Raw genomic sequence first — 21,344 nt, forward strand, 5'->3', positions numbered from 1 at the left:
GTCTCCGGTCAGAAGTCGCTATCGAGGCCGTCCTGGACCTGCTCGGCGGCGCGCATTACCGCGCGTGCCTTGTTCTCGGTCTCCTGCCATTCGGATTCCGGCACCGAATCGGCGACCACGCCCGCGGCCGCCTGCACATACAGATTGCCGTTGGCGATCACGCCGGTGCGGATCGTGATGGCCAGATCCATCTCGCCGGTGAAGGACAGATAGCCGACCGCCCCGCCGTACAGGCCACGCTTGACGGGCTCGAGCTCGTCGATCAGTTCCATCGCGCGGACCTTCGGCGCGCCCGACAGCGTGCCGGCCGGGAAGGTGGCGCGCAGCACGTCGAAATTGGTCATGTCGTTCTTGAGCTTGCCTTCGACCGAGCTGACGATGTGCTGCACGTGCGAGTACTTCTCGATCGCCATCTTGTCGGTCACGACCACCGAGCCGATCTGCGCGATGCGGCCGACGTCGTTGCGCGCGAGGTCGATCAGCATCACATGCTCGGCGATTTCCTTCGGATCGTTCAGCAGCTCGGTAGCGAGCGCGGCATCGCGCTCGGGCGTGTTGCCGCGCGGACGGGTGCCGGCCAGCGGGCGGATCGTGACGATACGGTCCTCGCCGCGCTTTTCCTGGCGCACCAGAATCTCCGGCGACGCACCGACCACGTGGAAGTCGCCGAAGTTGTAGTAGTACATGTACGGCGACGGATTCAGCGAGCGCAGCGCGCGATACAGCGACAGCGGGTTGTCGCGGTACGGCTTGATCAGGCGCTGGCCGACCTGCACCTGCATCAGTTCGCCGGCGGCGACGTATTCCTTCGCCTTGCGCACGGCCGCCAGGTAATCGTCTTTCGCGAACTCGCGGTAGATCTCGGTGCGTACGCTGGCCGACACGACAGGCGGCTCGACGGTGACGCGCAGCCGCTGGCGCAGTTCGCGCAGACGGTGCTTCGCTTTCGTGTAGGCCTCAGCCTGGGTCGGGTCGGCGTAGACCACCAGATAGAGCTTGCCGGCGAGGTTGTCGATGACGGCGACTTCCTCGGTCAGCAGCAGCTGGATGTCGGGCAGATTGAGGTCGTCTTTCGGCGCGCTGTGCGCGAGCTTCTTCTCGATATAGCGCACGGCGTCATAGCCGAAATAGCCGGCGAGACCGCCCGTGAAGCGCGGCAGCCCCGGGCGTTGCGCGACCTTGAAGCGCGCCTGGAATTGCTGGATGAACGCGAGCGGATCGCCGTCGTGCGTCTCGACGACCTTGCCGTCGCGGACCACTTCCGACACGCCGTTGCGCGTGCGCATGAGAGTCCGCGCCGGCAGGCCGATGAACGAATAACGCCCGAAGCGTTCGCCGCCGACCACCGACTCCAGCAGGAACGAGTTCGCGCCGTTGCGCTCGGTCTGCGCGAGCTTCAGGTACAGCGACAGCGGCGTCTCGAGGTCGGCGAGCGCTTCGGCGATCAGCGGGATGCGGTTGAAACCCTCGTTGGCGAGGGACTGGAATTCGAGTTCGGTCATGTTCCGATCCTGTACGGTGGTCCGGCGGCAGCAAGCGTCGGGCAAAGCGGGGCTAAGCGCCTTCGGTCGGGGCGTGGGTCGACGTTCTCGACACAATGATACCGACCGGCGCGGGTCTTCCATCGGCGCGTGCGAGCGGTGCGGGTGAGCAACGGTACCTTGCGGGTACGCGCAGGCTCAATCAGCCGATGCAGCTGCGCAAAAACAGATCGATGGAAAAAGCGCGTGAGCGCAGCGAAGTAAAAAACGGTTGCCGAAGTCGAGCTTCAGCGTACCTCAGGCGAGGTTAGCGCGACCAGCGACGCCAGGGCCAGGCTCCCCGGTCGATGCTAATCAGACTCCGTTTTTTATTCAGAAACATGAGGATGAAGGACTGTTAAGTCGTGGATTGATGCGCTGCGATCGCCCTGGCGGCGTCGAGCAGCGAGGCAACTATACCATCGGATTTTATCGTTTGTATAGCTTGGCCGTGGTTGTACCCGTAGGGCACGGTCAGCGTCGCCATGCCGGCCGCGCGGCCCGCCAGCGCGTCGTTTTCCGAGTCGCCGATCGCCACCGTGGCGCTCGGCTCGACGCCGAGCTGCGCGGCGGCGGTCAGCATCGGAAGCGGGTCTGGTTTCTTTTTCGCGAGACTGTCGCCGCCGAGCACGACGCTGAAATACGGTGCAAGCCGGTACTGCTGCAGCAATTCGAGCGCGAAGCGGTGCGGCTTGTTGGTCACGCAGGCGAGCTTCAGGCCCGCGTCGCGCAGCGCGCGCAGACCGGCCTCGACGTCTGGATAAAGCCGCGTGTGCACGCCGTTGATCTTCGCGTACTCGGCCTGGTAGATCGCGAGCGCTTCGTCGAAGCGCTCTTGCGCGTGCTCGGCTTCGAAGCGCGGCGCAAGCACGCTGCGGATCAGATGCTCCGAACCCTTGCCGACGTAGCCGACCACTTCCTCGCGCGTCGTTTCCTCCGCGTCGAGCTGAGCGAGCATACCGTTCAGGCCGGCGGTGAAGTCGTCGGCCGTGTCGATCATCGTGCCGTCGAGGTCGATGATCGCGGCTTCGAGGCGCGGGCCGGTAAACGTCGGGGCGGGATACGGAGTGGTCATGAGGCGCTGGTTTTTAACGCTGGACGGTCGCGAGGGCGGCGCGCATCTTGTCGATCACGACCTTGTGATCGGGCTGGCCAAAGATCGCCGAGCCGGCCACGAACGTGTCCGCGCCGGCCGCCGCGATTTCCGCGATGTTGTCGACCTTCACGCCGCCGTCCACTTCGAGGTGGATGTCGCGGCCGGTGCGCTCGGTGTACGCGTCGATGCGTTTGCGCGCTTCGCGCAGCTTGTTGAGCGCCTCGGGGATGAACGACTGGCCGCCGAAGCCCGGATTCACCGACATGATCAGCACGAGGTCGACCTTGTCCATCACATGATCGAGATAGTTCAGCGACGTCGCCGGATTGAACACGAGGCCGGCCTTGCAGCCGTGGTCGCGGATCAGCGACAGCGTGCGGTCGATGTGATCCGACGCTTCCGGGTGAAAGCTGATCAGGTTCGCGCCGGCTTTCGCGAAGTCCGGCACGATGCGGTCGACGGGATGCACCATCAGGTGCACGTCGATTGGCACGTCCACGTGCGGGCGGATCGCTTCGCATACGAGCGGGCCGATGGTCAGGTTCGGCACGTAGTGGTTGTCCATCACGTCGAAGTGGATCCAGTCGGCGCCGGCGGCGGCGACGTTGCGGACTTCTTCGCCCAGGCGGGCGAAGTCGGCGGAGAGAATGCTGGGGGCGATGCGAAATTGCGTCATGACAGGGGGCCGATGCAAGCGGGAAAGCGCCATTTTACCGGTTTTGCGCGTGCAGACCGGGGCGCTGGCCGCGGTTGGCGTGGCGGAATCGCGCGATGAAACTTCGCAAAGTGCCGGCGCAAAAACGACATGGAGACTGGGCGCGGCAAAGCAGCCTTGTCCCAACGTCTTAGACACAGCTGGCCGAAAGGCGTATCCGGTTGCGGCCATGCCGCGCATCAAGCAGAATGCCATTCCATGAGCGCCGCATCGCCGCTGCACCCGCAGACCATTGGCGTTCGGGCCTTCCACGATTTTTCACAGCCCGTTTGATCAGATCGGAATCAGGATGAGCCAGTACGAATTCAGCGTCTCGGCGCAGGTGCACTACCTGCCCGAAGAATCGGACCCGGAGCGTCGCCAGTACGCCTTTGCCTACACGCTGACCATCCGTAACACCGGCCAGGTGCCCGCACAGTTGATCGCGCGTCACTGGATCATCACCGACAGCGAAAACACCGTCCAGGAAGTCAAAGGCCTGGGCGTGGTCGGTCATCAGCCGCTGCTCAAGCCGGGCGAGCATTTCGAATACACGAGTTGGGCAGTGATCGCGACGCCGGTCGGCACGATGCGCGGCGATTACTTCTGCGTGGCGGAGGATGGTGAGCGCTTCGAGGCGCCGGTGCCGGAGTTCGTGTTGCGCATGCCGCGAACGTTGCATTGAACCGGCGCGGTGTTGCGCGGTCTTTAATGAGTTCGTATCGGCGCGCGGCGCAGCGGGCAGTTGAGTGGGTGGTTGGATGAGCGCTCAGACGAGCGCTTGATGCACGAGGGGTTGCCCGGTTCTGTATGCAACCCGCCGGCCGGGGTCACTGCCGCTTTTGCTGTTGGGACCGTTCCGCCGGCTTGGCACGTCGCGCTTTTTTCTTGCCAGACGACGTCCACACAACGATAAAGACGAGCAGGAACAGCGCGAGCAGCGATTCCAGCGCGAAGATGAGCATCGGGTATTCGTCGAACAAATCAGACATGGCGGTTTCCATCAAGAACGAACATTGTATGCGTTTTGTCCGCCGAGCCGGCGCGTGGGTCGGTGCATTGTCGGTTGCGGTGTTGCTTGCCTCCTGCGGCGGCGGCGGCGCGCTCCGGCCTTCGCCGCCGAGCGGCGCGGCGATCATCCCCGGCCAGATCGCGTCGTCGCGCTTGACCGCGGTTGCGTGGCAGCAGGTGCCGGGCTGGCAGGACGACTCGCTGATCGGCGCGACGGCCGCGTTGCGGCAAAACTGCACGAGGCTCGCGCGTCAGCCGAACTGGTCGCGTGCATGCGCGGCCGCCGCGCAAATCGACGATCTCGACGTCACCGGTGCGCGCGCCTTCTTCGAAGCCTACTTCACGCCGTTCCAGCTCGCGAATAGCGACGGCACGCTCGACGGTCTGGTCACCGGTTACTACGAGCCCCTGCTGCGGGGCTCGCGCACGCGGCATGGGGTATATCAGACCGCGCTGTACCGCTGGCCCGCCGGCTATCGCGCGGGGGCGCCGTTGCCGGCGCGCGCCCAGCTCGAACGCTCGGGCGCGCTCAGCGGCAACGAACTCGTGTGGGTCGACGACCCGATCGAAGCATTCTTTTTGCAGGTGCAGGGCTCCGGGCGCATCGTGATGGAAGACGGCAGTGTGATGCGCGTCGGCTTTGGCGGTACCAACGATCAGCCATACAAGTCGATCGGACGCTGGCTGCTCGATCATGGCGAGGTCACACCCGCGCAGGCGACGATGCAGGGCATCAAGGCATGGGCACGCGCGAATCCGACGCGCGTCGATGGATTGCTCGACACCAATCCGCGCTTCGTGTTTTTTCGCGAGATGCCGTCGGCCGAAAGTATGCCGAGCGGCGGCGCGGACGGTCCGATCGGCGCGCTCGGCGTGCCGCTGACGCCGGAGCGCTCGATTGCGGTCGACCCGAGCGCGATTCCGCTCGGCACGCCGGTGTTCCTGCAGACCACACGGCCGCTGACGAACTCGCCGATGAACCGCCTCGTGTTCGCGCAGGACACGGGCACCGCGATCAAAGGCGGCGTGCGCGCCGACTACTTCTGGGGCCTCGGCGACGATGCCGGTGATCTGGCTGGCAAGATGAAGCAGGGTGGCCGGATGTGGTTGCTGCTGCCGAATTCGTGAGGCGGTGGGGCGCAGGCGGAAGCGTGACTGCCGTTTGAGTTACGGCGGTTTTCGGGAGGCGGGTTGGAGGCTGCCGCGAAGCCGTCAATAGAAGTCGTGGAAATCGGCGTCACGTTCGGATCAGGATCCGTGCGTGACGCCGTTTTTTGTTGGGCTCTTACGCTGCGCGTCGTTGCCGGTTGCCTGACTTAGAGCCCCGATCTGCGCTTGTCGACCACCCGCCGTGCCTTGCCCACCGAGCGTTCGATTCCATTCACGGCCAGCACGTTAACCACCGCGCTTACGCCAATCAGCGCCTTGATGTCGTACGCCAGCGCGTTTTTCGCGGTGGTTAGCGCGGAAGTATCCGGCGCGCTTTCGGGGCACGGTTCGACGTTCAGCGTCAACACGTCGAGCGGCCCTTCCTTCGTCAGTACGATCTGATAGTGCGGCGCGAGCGCGTGCTGCTTGAGCAGCAACTCTTCGATCTGCGTCGGAAACACATTGACGCCACGGACGATCATCATGTCGTCCGAGCGGCCCGTGATTTTTTCCATACGCCGCATCGTGCGGGCGCTGCCCGGCAGCAGGCGCGTGAGATCGCGCGTGCGGTAGCGGATGATCGGCAGCGCTTCTTTCGTCAGCGACGTGAACACGAGTTCGCCGAGTTCGCCATCGGGCAGCACCTTGCCCGTTTCGGGGTCGATGATCTCGGGATAGAAATGGTCTTCCCAGATCGTCGGGCCGTCTTTGGTCTCGACGCACTCCGAGGCGACGCCCGGCCCCATCACTTCGGAGAGACCGTAGATGTCGACCGCGTCGATGCCCATGCGTTTTTCGATCGCCTCGCGCATTTCGTTGGTCCACGGCTCAGCGCCGAAGATGCCGATGCGCAATGAGCAGCTAACCGGGTCGATACCCTGGCGCTCGAGTTCGTCGGCGATCGACAGCATGTAGCTCGGTGTCACCATGATGATGTCCGGCCGGAAGTCCTGGATCAACTGCACCTGCTTTTCGGTCTGGCCACCGCCGAACGGAATCACGGTGAGCCCCGCGCGCTCGGCGCCGTAATGCGCGCCGAGGCCGCCCGTGAAGAGGCCGTAGCCGTAGCTCACGTGCACCTTGTCGCCGCGCTTCGCGCCGGCGGCGCGTATCGAACGGGCGACAAGATTCGCCCACGTGTCGATGTCGCGCGCCGTATAGCCGACGACGGTCGGCTTGCCGGTCGTCCCAGACGATGCATGGATTCGCGAGATCTGCTCCTGCGGCACCGCGAACATGCCGAACGGATAGTTGTCGCGCAAATCCTTCTTCGTCGTGAACGGAAAGCGCGCGAGGTCCGCGAGCGACTTGACATCGCCCGGATGAACACCGGCTTCGTCGAACTTGCGCCGGTACACCGGCGAATTTTCATACGCATGGGTGAGTGACCATTTGAGCCGTTCGAGTTGGAGCGCGGCGAGCTCGTCGCGGCTGGCGGTCTCGATCGGATCGAGCGGAAGAGCGGTGCTCATCGAATGTCTCCTTGCTGCCTCAGTATCTGAGTCTGATATGTAACGCGTTGGCGTCAGAGAGCCGCGCAGACAGTTGTCCGCGAGGGCGGCTCTGGCTTGCCGCCGCTCAATGTTAGTCGCCGGCGGGAATCAGGTTGCCCTTGATTTGCGCCGACTTGCCGCGAAACATCGCGACGGTCTCGCCGGCGCGATTCGTGACGCGAATATCGTAGATGCCAGTGCGCCCGCTCGATGTCTGCTCGACCGCTTCGGCGCTCAGCACGTCGCCGCCGTAGACCGGCCGGAGGTATTCGATCGAGCAGCCGGCGGCAACCGTATTGATGTTGTAGGTGTTGCAGGCGAACGCGAAGGTCGAATCGGCGAGCGTGAAGATCAGGCCGCCGTGGCAGATCTGATGGCCGTTCAGGAAGTCGTCGCGCACCGCCATGCGCAGCCGCGCATAGCCGGGGCGCACTTCGAGAATCTCGAGCCCGAGCGCGCGACTGCAGGCGTCGCTTTCGTACATCGCGGCAGCTGTCGCGCGGGCGAGTTCGTCGGCAGTCATCTGGTCGGGGCGGGTGGTTTGCGTGGACATCTCAACGCCCCTCGAAGCGCGGCGCGCGCTTTTCGATAAATGCCTGCACGCCTTCCGCGTAATCGTGCGAGGCGCCTAGTTGGCGCTGCAGATCACGCTCGAGATCGAGCTGCTGGTCGAGCGTTTGCGTCGTGCCGGCACGCATCGCCTGCTTGATCGCGGCGATCGCGCGCGTCGGTTGCTGGGCAAGCTGGGCAGCGAGTTTTGCCGCGGCCGGAGCCAGTTCGGCGTCGTCGAGCGCTTGCCAGATCAAGCCCCAGCTTTCGGCTGTGTCGGCGCTGAGCTTGTCGCCGGTGATCGCGAGGCCGAGCGCGCGTGCCATGCCAACGCGTTGCGGCAGGAACCACGTCCCGCCCGAATCCGGCACGAGGCCGATCTTCACGAACGCTTGGATGAAACTCGCGGAGCGAGCTGCGAGCACCAGGTCGCAGGCCAACGCGAGATTGGCGCCCGCGCCGGCGGCCGTGCCGTTGACCGCGGCGATCACCGGAAACGGTAGCGCTTGCAGACGGCGGATCAACGGATTGAAGTATTCATCGATCACGGCGCCGAGGTCGGTCATCGCGCCGGGCGTGAAATCGAGGTCGGCGAGATCCTGGCCGGCGCAGAAGCCGCGTCCCGCGCCGGTGAGCACGAGCGCACGGGCGCCGGACTTTTCGACCTGGTCGAGTGCCGCGCCGAGTTCCTGATGCATCGCGCGCGTGAAGCTGTTGAGCTTGTCCGGGCGGTTCAGCGTGATGATGGCGACGTGGCTCGATGAGTCGATGTCCAGCCGGATCGCTTCATATGACATGGGGTGTCTCCTCAAACTCTCTTTGGCCGATGGGCACGGTCGCTCGACTAGCGTCGGCGCGTGATGCCGATCCGATGTCTGATGTTAGTCAGAGCGCACGACTCGGTCCATCCGCCGAACGGCATAGGACGAAGTCGTGCGTTGTGCTGAAGCCTTCTTATGCCGTTCAGCCAGCTACCGCGGGCGCCGCTTTCGGTTCAACATGAACGCGGCTTTGAACGACACGGAAGCGGTTGGCGACGAAAGCGGCATCGGCAAGCGCGGCATTCGCGGCCGGGTTGGCGCCGGTGCCGTGAAAGTCCGAAAAAGCCGCGGACTGGTTGACGAACACGCCACCGGTCAGGTTGATCGACAGTGCGACGCCGCCGCGAATCGACGCTTCGTGCGCGGCGTCGAGCACGGCGTCGTCCGTGCTGTAGACCGCCAGCGTTAGCGCGCCGTGCTCGGCAGCAATGTCGCCAGCGAGGTCGAGTGACTGCGCGGTCGAGTCCGTCGCGATGACGAACGAGATCGGCCCGAACCATTCTCTCGTGAACTGGGCGCGGTCGGTCGAGGCGTCGAGTTGCAATACGAGCGGTGTGCGCACGCGAGCGCCCGGAAAGGACGGATGGTCGAGCGTCTGGCTCGCGACGAGAACGCGGCCGAGCCCGGCGGCTTCGTCGATGCGCTGCACGACGCCTTCGTTCTGGATCGCGCCGAGCAGTTCGACGGCGCGGGCCGGATCGGCGACGAGCTTTTGCACCGCACCGGCAAGCGCCTGGGAGACATCGTCAAAGCTGAGCGTGCCTTCCGCGGTGCGAATGCCGTCTCGCGGTACGTAGATATTTTGCGGCGCGGTGCACATCTGGCCTGAGTAGAGCGCCAGCGAGAACGCGATGTTGCGCGCGGCCGCCTTGATGTCGTCGACCGAGTCAATGACGATCTGATTGACGCCAGCTTTTTCGGTGTAGACCTGCGCGTGGTGCGCGTTGCGCTCGAGCCAGGTGCCGTTCTGGGTGCTGCCCGTGAAGTCGATCAGTTTGATCTCGGGGCGCTGGGCCAGTTGCTGGACGAGGGCGCCGTCGTTCGGGGCGGTGGCCAGCAGCGTGACGACGTTCGGATCGAAGCCCGCTTCGCGCAACACGTCACGCGCGATGCGCACGGTCAGCGCGAGCGGCAGGATCGCGCCCGGATGCGGCTTGACGATCACCGTGTTGCCGGTGGCCAGATCGGCGAACAGGCCCGGATAGCCGTTCCACGTCGGGAATGTGCAGCAGCCGAGCACGAGGCCGATGCCGCGCGGCACGACGGTGTAGCGCTTGTGCATCGCGAGCGGCGGGTTTTTGCCTTGCGGCTTTTCCCAGTGCGCGTCGGCGGGAATACGGCGCAGCTGATCCCAGGCATACGCGACCGCTTCGAGCGCGCGATCCTGCGCGTGTGGGCCCCCTGCCTGGAAGGCCATCATGAACGCCTGACCGGTCGTGTGCATCACGCTGTAGCCGAGCTCGAAGCTGGCGCGATTCAGGCGCGCGAGGATTTCGAGGCTCACGCCGATCCATGCCTGCGAGCCGGCGGCGCGCCAATCGCGTTGCGCCGCGGCAGATGCGGCGATGAGCGCGCTCGGGTCGGCTTTCGGGTAACGCACGCCGAGCTGGAAGCCGAACGGCGAAACCTCTGCGCCGACGGTCTCTCCCGTCGACGGTTGGTCCAGGTCGAACGTTTTGTCTAGAAGCGCCTTGAACGCGGCTTCGCCGTCCGCGTTGGCTGTTTCCCCGTACACTTTCGGACTGGGCATCTCGACGAACGGGCTCCAGTAGCCGCGCGTTTCGAGCGCGGCGAGCGCTTTGTGCAGCGTGTCTTCGTGCTTGGTGAATAGCGGATGTGTCATGGCAAAGAGGCTCGGCTGTACGTTGGGGAAATACCTGTCGAATAATTGACCGACCGGTTGGTTGGGGAATGGTAGCATCACCACAGACGATGCGCGAAGCGTTTTTCGCGTGCGATTAACCCTTATGGAGGCGGCATGGCTTACGAAAACATTCTGGTTGAGACGCGGGGACGGGTCGGACTGATTACGCTCAACCGTCCGAAGGCTCTGAATGCACTGAACGACGCGCTGATGGACGAACTAGGCGCAGCGTTGCGCGAGTTCGACGGCGACGAGTCGATTGGCGCAATCGTCGTGACGGGCAGCGAGAAAGCGTTCGCGGCCGGTGCGGACATCGGGATGATGGCGTCGTACTCCTATATGGATGTCTACAAGGGCGACTACATCACGCGCAATTGGGAAACGGTTCGCTCGATCCGTAAGCCGATCATTGCCGCGGTGGCGGGCTTCGCGCTCGGCGGCGGCTGCGAACTGGCGATGATGTGCGACATCATTTTCGCCGCCGACACGGCGAAGTTCGGTCAACCGGAAATCAAGCTCGGGATCATGCCGGGCGCGGGCGGCACGCAGCGCTTGCCGCGGGCGGTGTCAAAAGCGAAGGCGATGGACCTCTGTTTGACCGCCCGTTTCATGGATGCCGCCGAAGCGGAGCGCGCCGGACTGGTTTCGCGCGTGATCCCGGCGGCATCGCTGCTTGACGAAGCGGTCGGCGCGGCCGCCACCATTGCGGAATTCCCGCTGCCGGCGGTGCTGATGGTCAAGGAGTCAGTCAACCGAGCCTTTGAAACGACGCTCGCGGAGGGCGTGCATTTCGAGCGCCGCCTGTTCCATTCGCTCTTCGCCACCGAAGACCAGAAAGAGGGCATGGCCGCGTTCGTGGAGAAGCGCAAACCGGTTTTCAAGCACCGTTAATACGCTTGTCAAAATATCGCTTGCAAGTCCCGATGTCGGCGACTAGAATTCCGCTCTTTCGCGCTCCGGACGCCGGGGTGCGGAGAAGCGGGAAGCCTTTGATGGCGTGGGCTTCAGCGGCGTGGGCAGGTTAAGCGAGTGATAAAAACCTGTTGACGATCCGACGGAAGCTCTCCATAATCTCGTTTCTCTGCTGCAGACGCAGCGACGCAAACGAAGCGGTGCCGGGTAGTGGTGGTTCAGGTGGTTCAGGCACGGCGGGTTTGGCGGACCGATCTTTAAAAACTAACAGTCGATAAGTGTGGGCGCTTGATGCGGAATGCGGCGGCGGATTCTCCGGAGTCTGCTGTCAGGCAGAAGTATCAGAAGCCTCACACAGTATTAGAGGAAGGTTTGTCTGTCGCAAGACGGATCAATCATCGTCAGTACGTTGAGTGAGCGACCGGGTTCGAGAGAGCCCGAACACAGTAACAGGTTTGAACTGAAGAGTTTGATCCTGGCTCAGATTGAACGCTGGCGGCATGCCTTACACATGCAAGTCGAACGGCAGCACGGACTTCGGTCTGGTGGCGAGTGGCGAACGGGTGAGTAATACATCGGAACGTGTCCTGGAGTGGGGGATAGCCCGGCGAAAGCCGGATTAATACCGCATACGCTCGGGAGAGGAAAGCGGGGGATCTTTCGGGACCTCGCGCTCAAGGGGCGGCCGATGGCAGATTAGGTAGTTGGTGGGGTAAAGGCCTACCAAGCCGACGATCTGTAGCTGGTCTGAGAGGACGACCAGCCACACTGGGACTGAGACACGGCCCAGACTCCTACGGGAGGCAGCAGTGGGGAATTTTGGACAATGGGCGCAAGCCTGATCCAGCAATGCCGCGTGTGTGAAGAAGGCCTTCGGGTTGTAAAGCACTTTTGTCCGGAAAGAAAACCTCGTGGCTAATATCCGTGAGGGATGACGGTACCGGAAGAATAAGCACCGGCTAACTACGTGCCAGCAGCCGCGGTAATACGTAGGGTGCGAGCGTTAATCGGAATTACTGGGCGTAAAGCGTGCGCAGGCGGTGCTGTAAGACCGATGTGAAATCCCCGGGCTTAACCTGGGAACTGCATTGGTGACTGCAGCGCTGGAGTATGGCAGAGGGGGGTGGAATTCCACGTGTAGCAGTGAAATGCGTAGAGATGTGGAGGAACACCGATGGCGAAGGCAGCCCCCTGGGCCAATACTGACGCTCATGCACGAAAGCGTGGGGAGCAAACAGGATTAGATACCCTGGTAGTCCACGCCCTAAACGATGTCAACTGGTTGTCGGGCCTTCATTGGCTTGGTAACGTAGCTAACGCGTGAAGTTGACCGCCTGGGGAGTACGGTCGCAAGATTAAAACTCAAAGGAATTGACGGGGACCCGCACAAGCGGTGGATGATGTGGATTAATTCGATGCAACGCGAAAAACCTTACCTACCCTTGACATGTATGGAATCCTGCCGAGAGGCGGGCGTGCCCGAAAGGGAGCCATAACACAGGTGCTGCATGGCTGTCGTCAGCTCGTGTCGTGAGATGTTGGGTTAAGTCCCGCAACGAGCGCAACCCTTGTCCCTAGTTGCTACGCAAGAGCACTCCAGGGAGACTGCCGGTGACAAACCGGAGGAAGGTGGGGATGACGTCAAGTCCTCATGGCCCTTATGGGTAGGGCTTCACACGTCATACAATGGTCGGAACAGAGGGTTGCCAAGCCGCGAGGTGGAGCCAATCCCAGAAAACCGATCGTAGTCCGGATCGCACTCTGCAACTCGGGTGCGTGAAGCTGGAATCGCTAGTAATCGCGGATCAGCATGCCGCGGTGAATACGTTCCCGGGTCTTGTACACACCGCCCGTCACACCATGGGAGTGGGTTTTACCAGAAGTGGCTAGTCTAACCGCAAGGAGGACGGTCACCACGGTAGGATTCATGACTGGGGTGAAGTCGTAACAAGGTAGCCGTATCGGAAGGTGCGGCTGGATCACCTCCTTTCCAGAGCTGTGCATTCATTGCACTCAAGTGCTCACGCTTATCGGCTGTGGTTAGAAGAAACGCAGGCAGACGCAGGGGTCTGTAGCTCAGCCGGTTAGAGCACCGTCTTGATAAGGCGGGGGTCGATGGTTCGAATCCATCCAGACCCACCACGGTCTTGTCTGGTGAGCTGAAGGGCTGGGGCCGCTGGAATATCTGTGGGACTGGGGGATTAGCTCAGCTGGGAGAGCACCTGCTTTGCAAGCAGGGGGTCGTCGGTTCGATCCCGTCATCCTCCACCAATCCTCAATGCGCAGGGTTCTGCCTGAAGGCAGAGCGTTGCGCATTGGCGATTGAGCCAGTCAGAGCGGTATGAGGCACAGGCTTCATACCGGCTGCCGTTCTTTAACAATCAGGAAGAAGTAGTAAAGAGATTCACGAAAGGCACCTGGAGATGGGTGCTGAGTAGGTGAATCAGGGTTGTGATTGTATCGATGTATTTTAAAGGTGATCGAAAGATTGCCTTGGAATACGGCGCAACACGAATACTCAACCTGTAGCGAGTGCGTCTATCCCCTCCGGGGATGGGACCCACGTAAGCGCTAAAGCGCTAACGTGGGTCGACACAGAGACACACCCGTTATAGGGTCAAGCGAACAAGTGCATGTGGTGGATGCCTTGGCGATCACAGGCGATGAAGGACGCGGTAGCCTGCGAAAAGCTCCGGGGAGCTGGCAAACGAGCATTGATCCGGAGATGTCCGAATGGGGAAACCCACTCCTAATGGAGTATCCGTAGCTGAATCCATAGGCTACGTGAAGCGAACGCGGTGAACTGAAACATCTAAGTAACCGCAGGAAAAGAAATCAACCGAGATTCCCAGAGTAGTGGCGAGCGAAATGGGATCAGCCGGTACACGTTATCCGTATTGTTAGTCGAACGCTCTGGAAAGTGCGGCCATAGCAGGTGATAGCCCTGTAGACGAAAACAGCATGGAAGAACTGGGTGTACGAGAAGTAGGGCGGGACACGTGAAATCCTGTCTGAAGATGGGGGGACCATCCTCCAAGGCTAAATACTCGTGATCGACCGATAGTGAACCAGTACCGTGAGGGAAAGGCGAAAAGAACCCCGGGAGGGGAGTGAAACAGATCCTGAAACCGCATGCATACAAACAGTCGGAGCCCCGCTTTAAGCGCTTTCGGCGCATTCATGAAATGAATGCGTCAAAAGACATCAAGTCTGAAACATGACCACTGCGCGCTTGAAGTGGATTTAAGCGCGAGAGCGCTTAAAGCGGGGTGACGGCGTACCTTTTGTATAATGGGTCAGCGACTTACATTCAGTGGCGAGCTTAACCGATTAGGGCAGGCGTAGCGAAAGCGAGTCCGAACAGGGCGTCCAGTCGCTGGGTGTAGACCCGAAACCAGGTGATCTATCCATGGCCAGGTTGAAGGCACGGTAACACGTGCTGGAGGACCGAACCCACTAACGTTGAAAAGTTAGGGGATGAGCTGTGGATAGGGGTGAAAGGCTAAACAAACCTGGAAATAGCTGGTTCTCTCCGAAAACTATTTAGGTAGTGCCTCGTGTCTCACCTTCGGGGGTAGAGCACTGTCATGGTTGTGGGGTCCATTGCGGATTACTACGCCATAGCAAACTCCGAATACCGAAGAGTGCAATCACGGGAGACAGACATCGGGTGCTAACGTCCGGTGTCAAGAGGGAAACAACCCAGACCGCCAGCTAAGGTCCCCAAATATGGCTAAGTGGGAAACGAAGTGGGAAGGCTAAAACAGTCAGGAGGTTGGCTTAGAAGCAGCCACCCTTTAAAGAAAGCGTAATAGCTCACTGATCGAGTCGTCCTGCGCGGAAGATGTAACGGGGCTAAGCCATATACCGAAGCTGCGGATGCACAGTAATGTGCATGGTAGGAGAGCGTTCCGTAAGCCTGCGAAGGTGCACTGGAAAGTGTGCTGGAGGTATCGGAAGTGCGAATGCTGACATGAGTAGCGATAAAGGGGGTGAAAGGCCCCCTCGCCGTAAGCCCAAGGTTTCCTACGCAACGTTCATCGGCGTAGGGTGAGTCGGCCCCTAAGGCGAGGCAGAAATGCGTAGCTGATGGGAAGCAGATTAATATTTCTGCACCATTGTGAAATGCGATGGGGGGACGGATCGCGGAAGGTTGTCCGGGTGTTGGAAGTCCCGGTCCTTGCATTGGAGAAGGCGCTTTGGCAAATCCGGGCGCGCAATTCAAGGGTGCGAGGCGAGCCACTTCGGTGGCGAAGCAACTGGAAGGGGTTCCAGGAAAAGCCTCTAAGCTTCAGTTTCACAGTGACCGTACCGCAAACCGACACAGGTGGGCGAGATGAGTATTCTAAGGCGCTTGAGAGAACTCGGGAGAAGGAACTCGGCAAATTGGTACCGTAACTTCGGGATAAGGTACGCCCTCATAGCCTGACTGGCCTGCGCCAGAAGGGTGAAAGGGTTGCAATAAACTGGTGGCTGCGACTGTTTAATAAAAACACAGCACTCTGCAAACACGAAAGTGGACGTATAGGGTGTGACGCCTGCCCGGTGCCGGAAGATTAAATGATGGGGTGCAAGCTCCTGATTGAAGTCCCGGTAAACGGCGGCCGTAACTATAACGGTCCTAAGGTAGCGAAATTCCTTGTCGGGTAAGTTCCGACCTGCACGAATGGCGTAACGATGGCCACACTGTCTCCTCCCGAGACTCAGCGAAGTTGAAGTGTTTGTGATGATGCAATCTCCCCGCGGCTAGACGGAAAGACCCCATGAACCTTTACTGTAGCTTTGCATTGGACTTTGAACCGGTCTGTGTAGGATAGGTGGGAGGCTATGAAGTTGGGACGCCAGTCTCAATGGAGCCGTCCTTGAAATACCACCCTGATCTGTTTGAGGTTCTAACCTTGGCCCGTGATCCGGGTCGGGGACAGTGCATGGTAGGCAGTTTGACTGGGGCGGTCTCCTCCCAAAGTGTAACGGAGGAGTACGAAGGTACGCTAGGTACGGTCGGAAATCGTGCTGATAGTGCAATGGCATAAGCGTGCTTGACTGTGAGACTGACAAGTCGAACAGGTGCGAAAGCAGGTCATAGTGATCCGGTGGTTCTGTATGGAAGGGCCATCGCTCAACGGATAAAAGGTACTCTGGGGATAACAGGCTGATACCGCCCAAGAGTTCATATCGACGGCGGTGTTTGGCACCTCGATGTCGGCTCATCTCATCCTGGGGCTGTAGCCGGTCCCAAGGGTATGGCTGTTCGCCATTTAAAGAGGTACGTGAGCTGGGTTTAAAACGTCGTGAGACAGTTTGGTCCCTATCTGCCGTGGGCGCTGGATATTTGAAGGGGGCTGCTCCTAGTACGAGAGGACCGGAGTGGACGAACCTCTGGTGTACCGGTTGTCACGCCAGTGGCATCGCCGGGTAGCTATGTTCGGAAGAGATAACCGCTGAAAGCATCTAAGCGGGAAACTCGCCTTAAGATGAGATATCCCCGGGGCTTCGAGCCCCTTGAAGGGTCGTTCAAGACCAGGACGTTGATAGGTCAGGTGTGCACGTACAGTAATGTACTGAGCTAACTGATACTAATTGCCCGTAAGGCTTGATCCTATAACAGGTGTGTCTCGACCGGCGTTAGTGCCTGAGCACTGACGCCGGTCCGATCCCCGAAGGGGATTGGTGTGAACTCCCGCGGGAGCTAACAGAAACGCACGGTTGGGATTCAGTGTTGTGCCAGAAACAACACAACCCCCCACACTCGAATCCTTTACGCTTCTTCCCGATTGGCTGCGGCGCAACCGGTTGACTCCAACCCTGCGACGCAGCAACCCGTCATGCCTGATGACCATAGCGAGTCGGTCCCACCCCTTCCCATCCCGAACAGGACCGTGAAACGACTCCACGCCGATGATAGTGCGGATTGCCCGTGTGAAAGTAGGTAATCGTCAGGCTCCCCCCCAGTCAGAAACCCCACCCGCCGCGGTGGGGTTTCTGCGTTTACGCGGCCAAAATTAACAAACAGCATTGAAGCAAGCGACACCTCCGCCCGCCTCAACGCTTTTCAACTCGTTCTCCCGCTGCCGACGCAATATACCCCAGACCCGGCGATAACCATAGCTCGGCAGGTCAGTGACGGTCAGCCGTATTTCTTCGACCAGCCCGGCATCGTCCGTCTTCCTGGCGCTGCGTCCATCCTGCCAGTCGGCTGGACGTGCAAGCCTTGCCGCCACGTTTGAGCGCGCTACGCCGAGAACGTCGCAGACCTGCTTCACTGCTCGTCCCCCGGCAATGAGGGTGAGCGCGCAATCCATTTTCGCGACTTCGCCACCTCCACCGCCTCACGGAGAATCTCGTTCTCCATTGTCTTTTTGCCGAGCAGTCGCTGGAGTTTGCCGAGCAGTCGCTGGAGTTCCCTGATTTGCTTCAGCGCATCGCTCAGCTCCGACGCTGGTACGACTTCCTCGCCGGCACTGACAGCCGACAGGCTGCCATCCTGATACAGCTTGCGCCAGTGAAACGGCTGGTTCGGATTCACGCCGTGCTGGCGTGCAACCATCGAGACCGACTTGCCCGGCTCGAAACTCTCTCTCACCACCGCCGCCGGCGTTCCGGTCCCATCAACACTTCCATCACTTCTTGTTTGTTGTTAGTCAAAACCACAGTCGTATGCCTACCCGCTATTTTAAGTGGGGAACTGTGTCCGGCGATTCAGGGGGCCGCTCCATCAACTCTCTACTTCCCTTGCGCCAGAAACTTCTGCGCCAGTCGGACCCAATACGTCGATCCCACCGGCAACAACTCGTCGTTAAAGTCATAACTCGCGTTGTGCAGCATACAAGGGCCCGCGCCGTGGCCCGCCTCGCGGTGGCCGCCATCGCCGTTGCCCAAAAACGCATAGCAACCCGGTTTCGCCAGCAGCATGAACGAAAAATCTTCGGCACCCATGGTCGGTTCAACCGCGTCATCGACATTTTCCGCGCCAACGATCTCTTTCATGACCGACGCCGCAAAACGCGCTTCCTCGCTGCTGTTGATCGTCGGGGGATAGTTCCGGTGGAATTGGATCTGAACGGAGCAATCGTATGCTTCGGCTGTACTGTGCGCGATCTTGCGCATGCGTGACTCGATCAGGTCGAGCGTTTCTGTAGTGAAGGTCCGAACGGTCCCCGCGATCCATGCGTCGTCCGGTACTACATTGACCGCATCGCCCGCATGTATCTGCGTTATCGACAATACCGCAGTATCCAGCGGCTTTTTGTTTCGCGTGATGATGCTTTGCAGCCCGTTGGCAATTTGCACCGCCGCAAAGACCGGATCACGGCCATTGTGCGGTAGCGCTGCATGCGAGCCGACGCCCTTGATTTCGATGCGAAATTCATTGCTCGACGCCATGATCGGGCCTTCGGTCACGCCGAAGTGGCCCGCCGGCATGCCCGGCCAGTTGTGAATGCCAAACACGGCGTCCACGGGGAACTTGTTGAACAAGCCGTCGTTCATCATAGCCTTCGCGCCGGCGCCGCCTTCTTCAGCCGGCTGGAAAATGAACACGATCGTGCCGTCGAAAGCACCATGTTTGGCCAGGTAGTGCGCGGCACCGAGCAGCATCGCCGTATGTCCGTCGTGCCCGCACGCGTGCATCTTGCCGTCGTTCGTCGACCGATGATCGAAGCTGTTGAGCTCCTGGATCGGCAGCGCGTCCATGTCGGCTCGCAGGCCAATCGCGCGCGAGCCGTTACCTCGCTTCAATACGCCGACCACGCCCGTCTTGCCGAAACCACGGTGGGTCTCGATGCCCCAGGACTCGAGCGAACGCGCGACGAGATCAGCAGTCGCCGTCTCTTCGTAGCGCAGCTCCGGGTGGGCATGGATGGTTCGTCGAAGGGTCTGGATTTCGCCGCGAGCGGCCTGAATTTCGGGGATGAGTTTCATGATGGAGTGATTATGCGTTTGTGCTTGACGAGCATGAGATCGCCGCGGACCACGTCGGCCCGGGCACTGCGGATAGTTCATTCTACGCCGAAGGCATTTTCGGTGGCGCCACCGAGGTCGGCGGCCGATAGACGTAATAAAATTCCACTTTGCGCGACCGCTTACTGCTCGCCAGGACACATTGCCGATGAACGCCCCGATCGAATTCGCGCGCGCCGTGTGCCCGCACGATTGCCCAGACACCTGCGCGATGCGCGTGACCATCGACAATGGACGGGCGATCAAGGTCGCCGGCGATCCCGACCATCCGCCGACTCAGGGCGTGCTGTGCACAAAGGTCAGTCGTTACGCGGAGCGTGTATACCATCCGAACCGATTGACGACGCCCATGAAGCGTGTCGGCCGCAAGGGCGAGGGCCGTTTCGAGCCAATCAACTGGGACGAAGCGTTCGACCTTGCCGCAAGCCGCCTCGGCGAGATTGTCCGTCGCGCGCCGGAAGCGATTCTGCCCTACAGCTACGCGGGCACGATGGGCTTGGTGCAGGGCGATAGCATCGCGCAACGCTTTTTCCACAAGCTCGGCGCATCGCAGCTGGATCGCGCGATTTGCGCGGCGGCCGGCGCTGCCGGCCTCAAATACACGTACGGCGCCGGCATCGGTATGCACACCGAGTTTTTCGCCGAGAGCGAGGTGATCCTGATCTGGGGAGCGAATCCGATCGCATCGAATCTGCATTTCTGGACGCGCGCGCAGGAAGCCAAGCGTCGCGGCGCCCGGCTGATCGCAATCGATCCGTATCGCTCGCTTACCGCGGAGAAATGCCATCAACACATCGCGCTGAAGCCAGGCACAGACGGCGCTCTCGCGCTCGGCATCATGAACGTCCTGATTACCGGGAATCTGCTCGACTACGAGTACATCGCGGCGCACACGCTGGGCTTCGCCGACTTGAAGGTGCGTGCGCTCAGCTATCCATTGTCTCGGGTTAGTGAAATTTGTGGCGTCGAAGAAGAGGAAATCGCCGATCTTGCGCGACTTTACGCCAGCACGCGGAAAGCCGCGATCCGCTTGAACTACGGTCTGCAGCGGGTGCGTGGCGGCGGCAATGCGGTGCGCGCGATCGCGTGTCTACCGTCGCTGACCGGCGCATGGCGTGAGCGCGCGGGCGGGGCGCTGCTGTCGTCGAGCGGTTGGGCACCGGTCGACTCGCACGCGTTGCAGCGTCCCGACCTGATGCCCGGTTGGCCGTCGAAGCCGAGCCGCGTGATCAATATGAATGCGATCGGCGACGCGTTGCTGCATCCGGGCGACGCGACGTTCGGCCCCAAGGTCGAGGCGATCGTGGTCTACAACTCGAATCCGGTCGCGGTCGCACCGGACTCCGAACGCGTCGCGGCGGGTTTTGGGCGCGAGGATCTGTTCACGATCGTGCTCGAGCATTTCCAGACCGACACCGCGGATTACGCCGACCTGCTGTTGCCTGCCACGACGCAGCTCGAGCATCTCGACGTGCACAAGTCGTACGGTCACACGCACGTGATGGTCAACCTGCCCGCCATCGCGCCGTTCGGCGACGCACGGCCGAATACCGAGATCTTCCGCAGCCTCGCGCGCCGCATGGGCATGACGGAACCGGCGCTCTTCGACAGCGACGAAGCCGTCGCGCAAGCCGCATTTCGCTGGGACGACAAGACGCTGGACGGTGTCGACTGGCCGATGCTGAAGCAAGCCGGCTGGGCCCGTCTCAATCTGCCTGACGCGCCATTTGCCGACGGTGGTTTTCGCACGCCATCCGGCAAGTGCGAGTTCTACAGCGAGCGCCTTGCGCAACAGGGCCTCGACCCGCTGCCGGACTACCTGCCACCCTACGAATCGGCCGACGGCGCGCCCGAACTGGCGGCCCGCTATCCGCTCGCGATGATTTCACCGCCCGCGCGCAACTTCCTGAACAGCACCTTCGTGAACATCGAGAGTCTGCGCGCGACGGAAGGCGAGCCGCATCTGGACATCCACCCTGCCGACGCGCACGCGCGCGGCATCGGCGACGGCGATCAGGTGCGCATCTTCAACGACCGCGGCTCGATGCGAGCGCGTGCCCGCGTGACCGACCGGGCGCGCGAAGGCCTGGTCGTCGGGTTGTCGATCTGGTGGAAGAAACTCGCGCCGGACGGCCGCAACGCGAACCAGTTGACGAGCCAGGCACTCACCGATCTCGGCGGTTCGGCGACGTTTTACGACTGTCTCGTCGAAGTCGAGCGGGCCTGAAAGCCGCGCCGCACATTGAAGCTGGCGCCCAGCCTCGCAAGTTCGAGGC

13 protein-coding genes, 2 tRNA genes, 3 rRNA genes and 1 pseudogene are annotated in these 21,344 nt (G+C 61.4%); 9 read left to right on the plus strand and 10 right to left on the minus strand.

Annotated features, from left to right (window positions below):
• Nucleotides 1-8 precede the first annotated feature (8 nt).
• From trpE to rpe, 3 genes are all read right to left on the minus strand, one after another.
• Nucleotides 9-1,502: an anthranilate synthase component I gene (trpE, locus tag OKW30_RS20575; protein ID WP_184070522.1), complete on the minus strand. Its 1,494-nt coding sequence runs from the start codon at nt 1,500-1,502 to the stop codon at nt 9-11.
• A 376-nt stretch (nt 1,503-1,878) separates the two neighbouring features.
• On the minus strand, nt 1,879-2,595 hold the full coding sequence (locus tag OKW30_RS20580) for a phosphoglycolate phosphatase (protein ID WP_184052422.1): 717 nt from the start codon (nt 2,593-2,595) through the stop codon (nt 1,879-1,881).
• 13 nt (nt 2,596-2,608) lie between these two features.
• On the minus strand, nt 2,609-3,292 hold the full coding sequence (gene rpe, locus OKW30_RS20585) for a ribulose-phosphate 3-epimerase (RefSeq protein WP_262421717.1): 684 nt from the start codon (nt 3,290-3,292) through the stop codon (nt 2,609-2,611).
• Between the two features lie 328 nt (nt 3,293-3,620).
• Between rpe and apaG the strand changes: the two genes are divergently transcribed.
• On the plus strand, nt 3,621-3,995 hold the full coding sequence (gene apaG, locus OKW30_RS20590) for a Co2+/Mg2+ efflux protein ApaG (RefSeq protein WP_184009102.1): 375 nt from the start codon (nt 3,621-3,623) through the stop codon (nt 3,993-3,995).
• 145 nt (nt 3,996-4,140) lie between these two features.
• Here the strand turns inward: apaG and OKW30_RS20595 are convergent, their stop codons facing one another.
• Nucleotides 4,141-4,302, minus strand: coding sequence for a hypothetical protein (locus OKW30_RS20595; RefSeq protein WP_429347463.1), 162 nt, complete (start codon nt 4,300-4,302; stop codon nt 4,141-4,143).
• Nucleotides 4,303-4,330: 28 nt separating this feature from the next.
• On the opposite strand from OKW30_RS20595, the gene mltA reads away from it, so the two are divergent.
• Nucleotides 4,331-5,449 carry a murein transglycosylase A gene (gene mltA, locus OKW30_RS20600; protein ID WP_429347464.1) on the plus strand — a complete coding sequence of 373 codons (1,119 nt, stop codon included), beginning with the start codon at nt 4,331-4,333 and terminating at the stop codon, nt 5,447-5,449.
• A 188-nt stretch (nt 5,450-5,637) separates the two neighbouring features.
• Here mltA and paaK read toward each other — a convergent pair whose 3' ends face one another.
• From paaK to paaN, 4 genes are all read right to left on the minus strand, one after another.
• Nucleotides 5,638-6,942, minus strand: coding sequence for a phenylacetate--CoA ligase PaaK (gene paaK, locus OKW30_RS20605; protein ID WP_429347465.1), 1,305 nt, complete (start codon nt 6,940-6,942; stop codon nt 5,638-5,640).
• Between the two features lie 112 nt (nt 6,943-7,054).
• The gene (gene paaI / locus OKW30_RS20610; protein ID WP_184070518.1) at nt 7,055-7,516 is read right to left on the minus strand and encodes a hydroxyphenylacetyl-CoA thioesterase PaaI; all 462 of its coding nucleotides are present in this window, start codon (nt 7,514-7,516) and stop codon (nt 7,055-7,057) included.
• A gap of 1 nt (nt 7,517) precedes the next feature.
• A complete protein-coding gene (gene paaG / locus OKW30_RS20615; RefSeq protein ID WP_184070516.1) occupies nt 7,518-8,309 on the minus strand; it encodes a 2-(1,2-epoxy-1,2-dihydrophenyl)acetyl-CoA isomerase PaaG in 792 nt (263 codons plus the stop codon).
• Nucleotides 8,310-8,475: 166 nt separating this feature from the next.
• The gene (paaN, locus tag OKW30_RS20620; protein ID WP_184070514.1) at nt 8,476-10,176 is read right to left on the minus strand and encodes a phenylacetic acid degradation protein PaaN; all 1,701 of its coding nucleotides are present in this window, start codon (nt 10,174-10,176) and stop codon (nt 8,476-8,478) included.
• A gap of 135 nt (nt 10,177-10,311) precedes the next feature.
• Between paaN and OKW30_RS20625 the strand changes: the two genes are divergently transcribed.
• The 6 genes from OKW30_RS20625 to rrf all read left to right on the plus strand — a co-directional run bounded on the left by OKW30_RS20625 (nt 10,312) and on the right by rrf (nt 17,051).
• Nucleotides 10,312-11,088, plus strand: coding sequence for an enoyl-CoA hydratase (locus OKW30_RS20625; protein WP_184036005.1), 777 nt, complete (start codon nt 10,312-10,314; stop codon nt 11,086-11,088).
• A 478-nt stretch (nt 11,089-11,566) separates the two neighbouring features.
• Nucleotides 11,567-13,099, plus strand: a 16S ribosomal RNA gene (locus tag OKW30_RS20630).
• A 75-nt stretch (nt 13,100-13,174) separates the two neighbouring features.
• Nucleotides 13,175-13,251, plus strand: a tRNA-Ile gene (locus tag OKW30_RS20635).
• Nucleotides 13,252-13,304: 53 nt separating this feature from the next.
• Nucleotides 13,305-13,380 (plus strand) — tRNA-Ala (locus OKW30_RS20640).
• A 344-nt stretch (nt 13,381-13,724) separates the two neighbouring features.
• Nucleotides 13,725-16,710 (plus strand): 23S ribosomal RNA (locus OKW30_RS20645).
• A 227-nt stretch (nt 16,711-16,937) separates the two neighbouring features.
• Nucleotides 16,938-17,051: ribosomal RNA gene (gene rrf / locus OKW30_RS20650) — 5S ribosomal RNA — on the plus strand.
• Together the 16S, 23S and 5S rRNA genes with 2 tRNA genes alongside form the textbook arrangement of a ribosomal RNA operon.
• Nucleotides 17,052-17,171: 120 nt before the next feature.
• On the opposite strand, the pseudogene OKW30_RS20655 reads toward rrf, so the two are convergent.
• Nucleotides 17,172-17,730 (minus strand): annotated as a pseudogene (locus OKW30_RS20655) (transposase); the annotation flags it as partial.
• 102 nt (nt 17,731-17,832) lie between these two features.
• Nucleotides 17,833-19,029: a M20 aminoacylase family protein gene (locus tag OKW30_RS20660; protein WP_429347466.1), complete on the minus strand. Its 1,197-nt coding sequence runs from the start codon at nt 19,027-19,029 to the stop codon at nt 17,833-17,835.
• A gap of 187 nt (nt 19,030-19,216) precedes the next feature.
• On the opposite strand from OKW30_RS20660, the gene OKW30_RS20665 reads away from it, so the two are divergent.
• On the plus strand, nt 19,217-21,295 hold the full coding sequence (locus tag OKW30_RS20665; protein ID WP_429347467.1) for a molybdopterin-containing oxidoreductase family protein: 2,079 nt from the start codon (nt 19,217-19,219) through the stop codon (nt 21,293-21,295).
• The last annotated feature ends 49 nt before the right edge of the window (nt 21,296-21,344 follow it).

This window comes from Paraburkholderia sp. Clong3 (assembly GCF_050436485.1).
GTDB lineage: Bacteria > Pseudomonadota > Gammaproteobacteria > Burkholderiales > Burkholderiaceae > Paraburkholderia > Paraburkholderia tuberum.

Bases quoted from the DNA above. Each gene is read 5' to 3' on its own strand.
- trpE (WP_184070522.1), bottom strand. From the start codon at position 1,502: ATGACCGAACTCGAATTCCAGTCCCTCGCCAACGAGGGTTTCAACCGC.
- OKW30_RS20580 (WP_184052422.1), bottom strand. From the start codon at position 2,595: ATGACCACTCCGTATCCCGCCCCGACGTTTACCGGCCCGCGCCTCGAA.
- rpe (WP_262421717.1), bottom strand. From the start codon at position 3,292: ATGACGCAATTTCGCATCGCCCCCAGCATTCTCTCCGCCGACTTCGCC.
- apaG (WP_184009102.1), top strand. From the start codon at position 3,621: ATGAGCCAGTACGAATTCAGCGTCTCGGCGCAGGTGCACTACCTGCCC.
- OKW30_RS20595 (WP_429347463.1), bottom strand. From the start codon at position 4,302: ATGTCTGATTTGTTCGACGAATACCCGATGCTCATCTTCGCGCTGGAA.
- mltA (WP_429347464.1), top strand. From the start codon at position 4,331: ATGCGTTTTGTCCGCCGAGCCGGCGCGTGGGTCGGTGCATTGTCGGTT.
- paaK (WP_429347465.1), bottom strand. From the start codon at position 6,942: ATGAGCACCGCTCTTCCGCTCGATCCGATCGAGACCGCCAGCCGCGAC.
- paaI (WP_184070518.1), bottom strand. From the start codon at position 7,516: ATGTCCACGCAAACCACCCGCCCCGACCAGATGACTGCCGACGAACTC.
- paaG (WP_184070516.1), bottom strand. From the start codon at position 8,309: ATGTCATATGAAGCGATCCGGCTGGACATCGACTCATCGAGCCACGTC.
- paaN (WP_184070514.1), bottom strand. From the start codon at position 10,176: ATGACACATCCGCTATTCACCAAGCACGAAGACACGCTGCACAAAGCG.
- OKW30_RS20625 (WP_184036005.1), top strand. From the start codon at position 10,312: ATGGCTTACGAAAACATTCTGGTTGAGACGCGGGGACGGGTCGGACTG.
- OKW30_RS20660 (WP_429347466.1), bottom strand. From the start codon at position 19,029: ATGAAACTCATCCCCGAAATTCAGGCCGCTCGCGGCGAAATCCAGACC.
- OKW30_RS20665 (WP_429347467.1), top strand. From the start codon at position 19,217: ATGAACGCCCCGATCGAATTCGCGCGCGCCGTGTGCCCGCACGATTGC.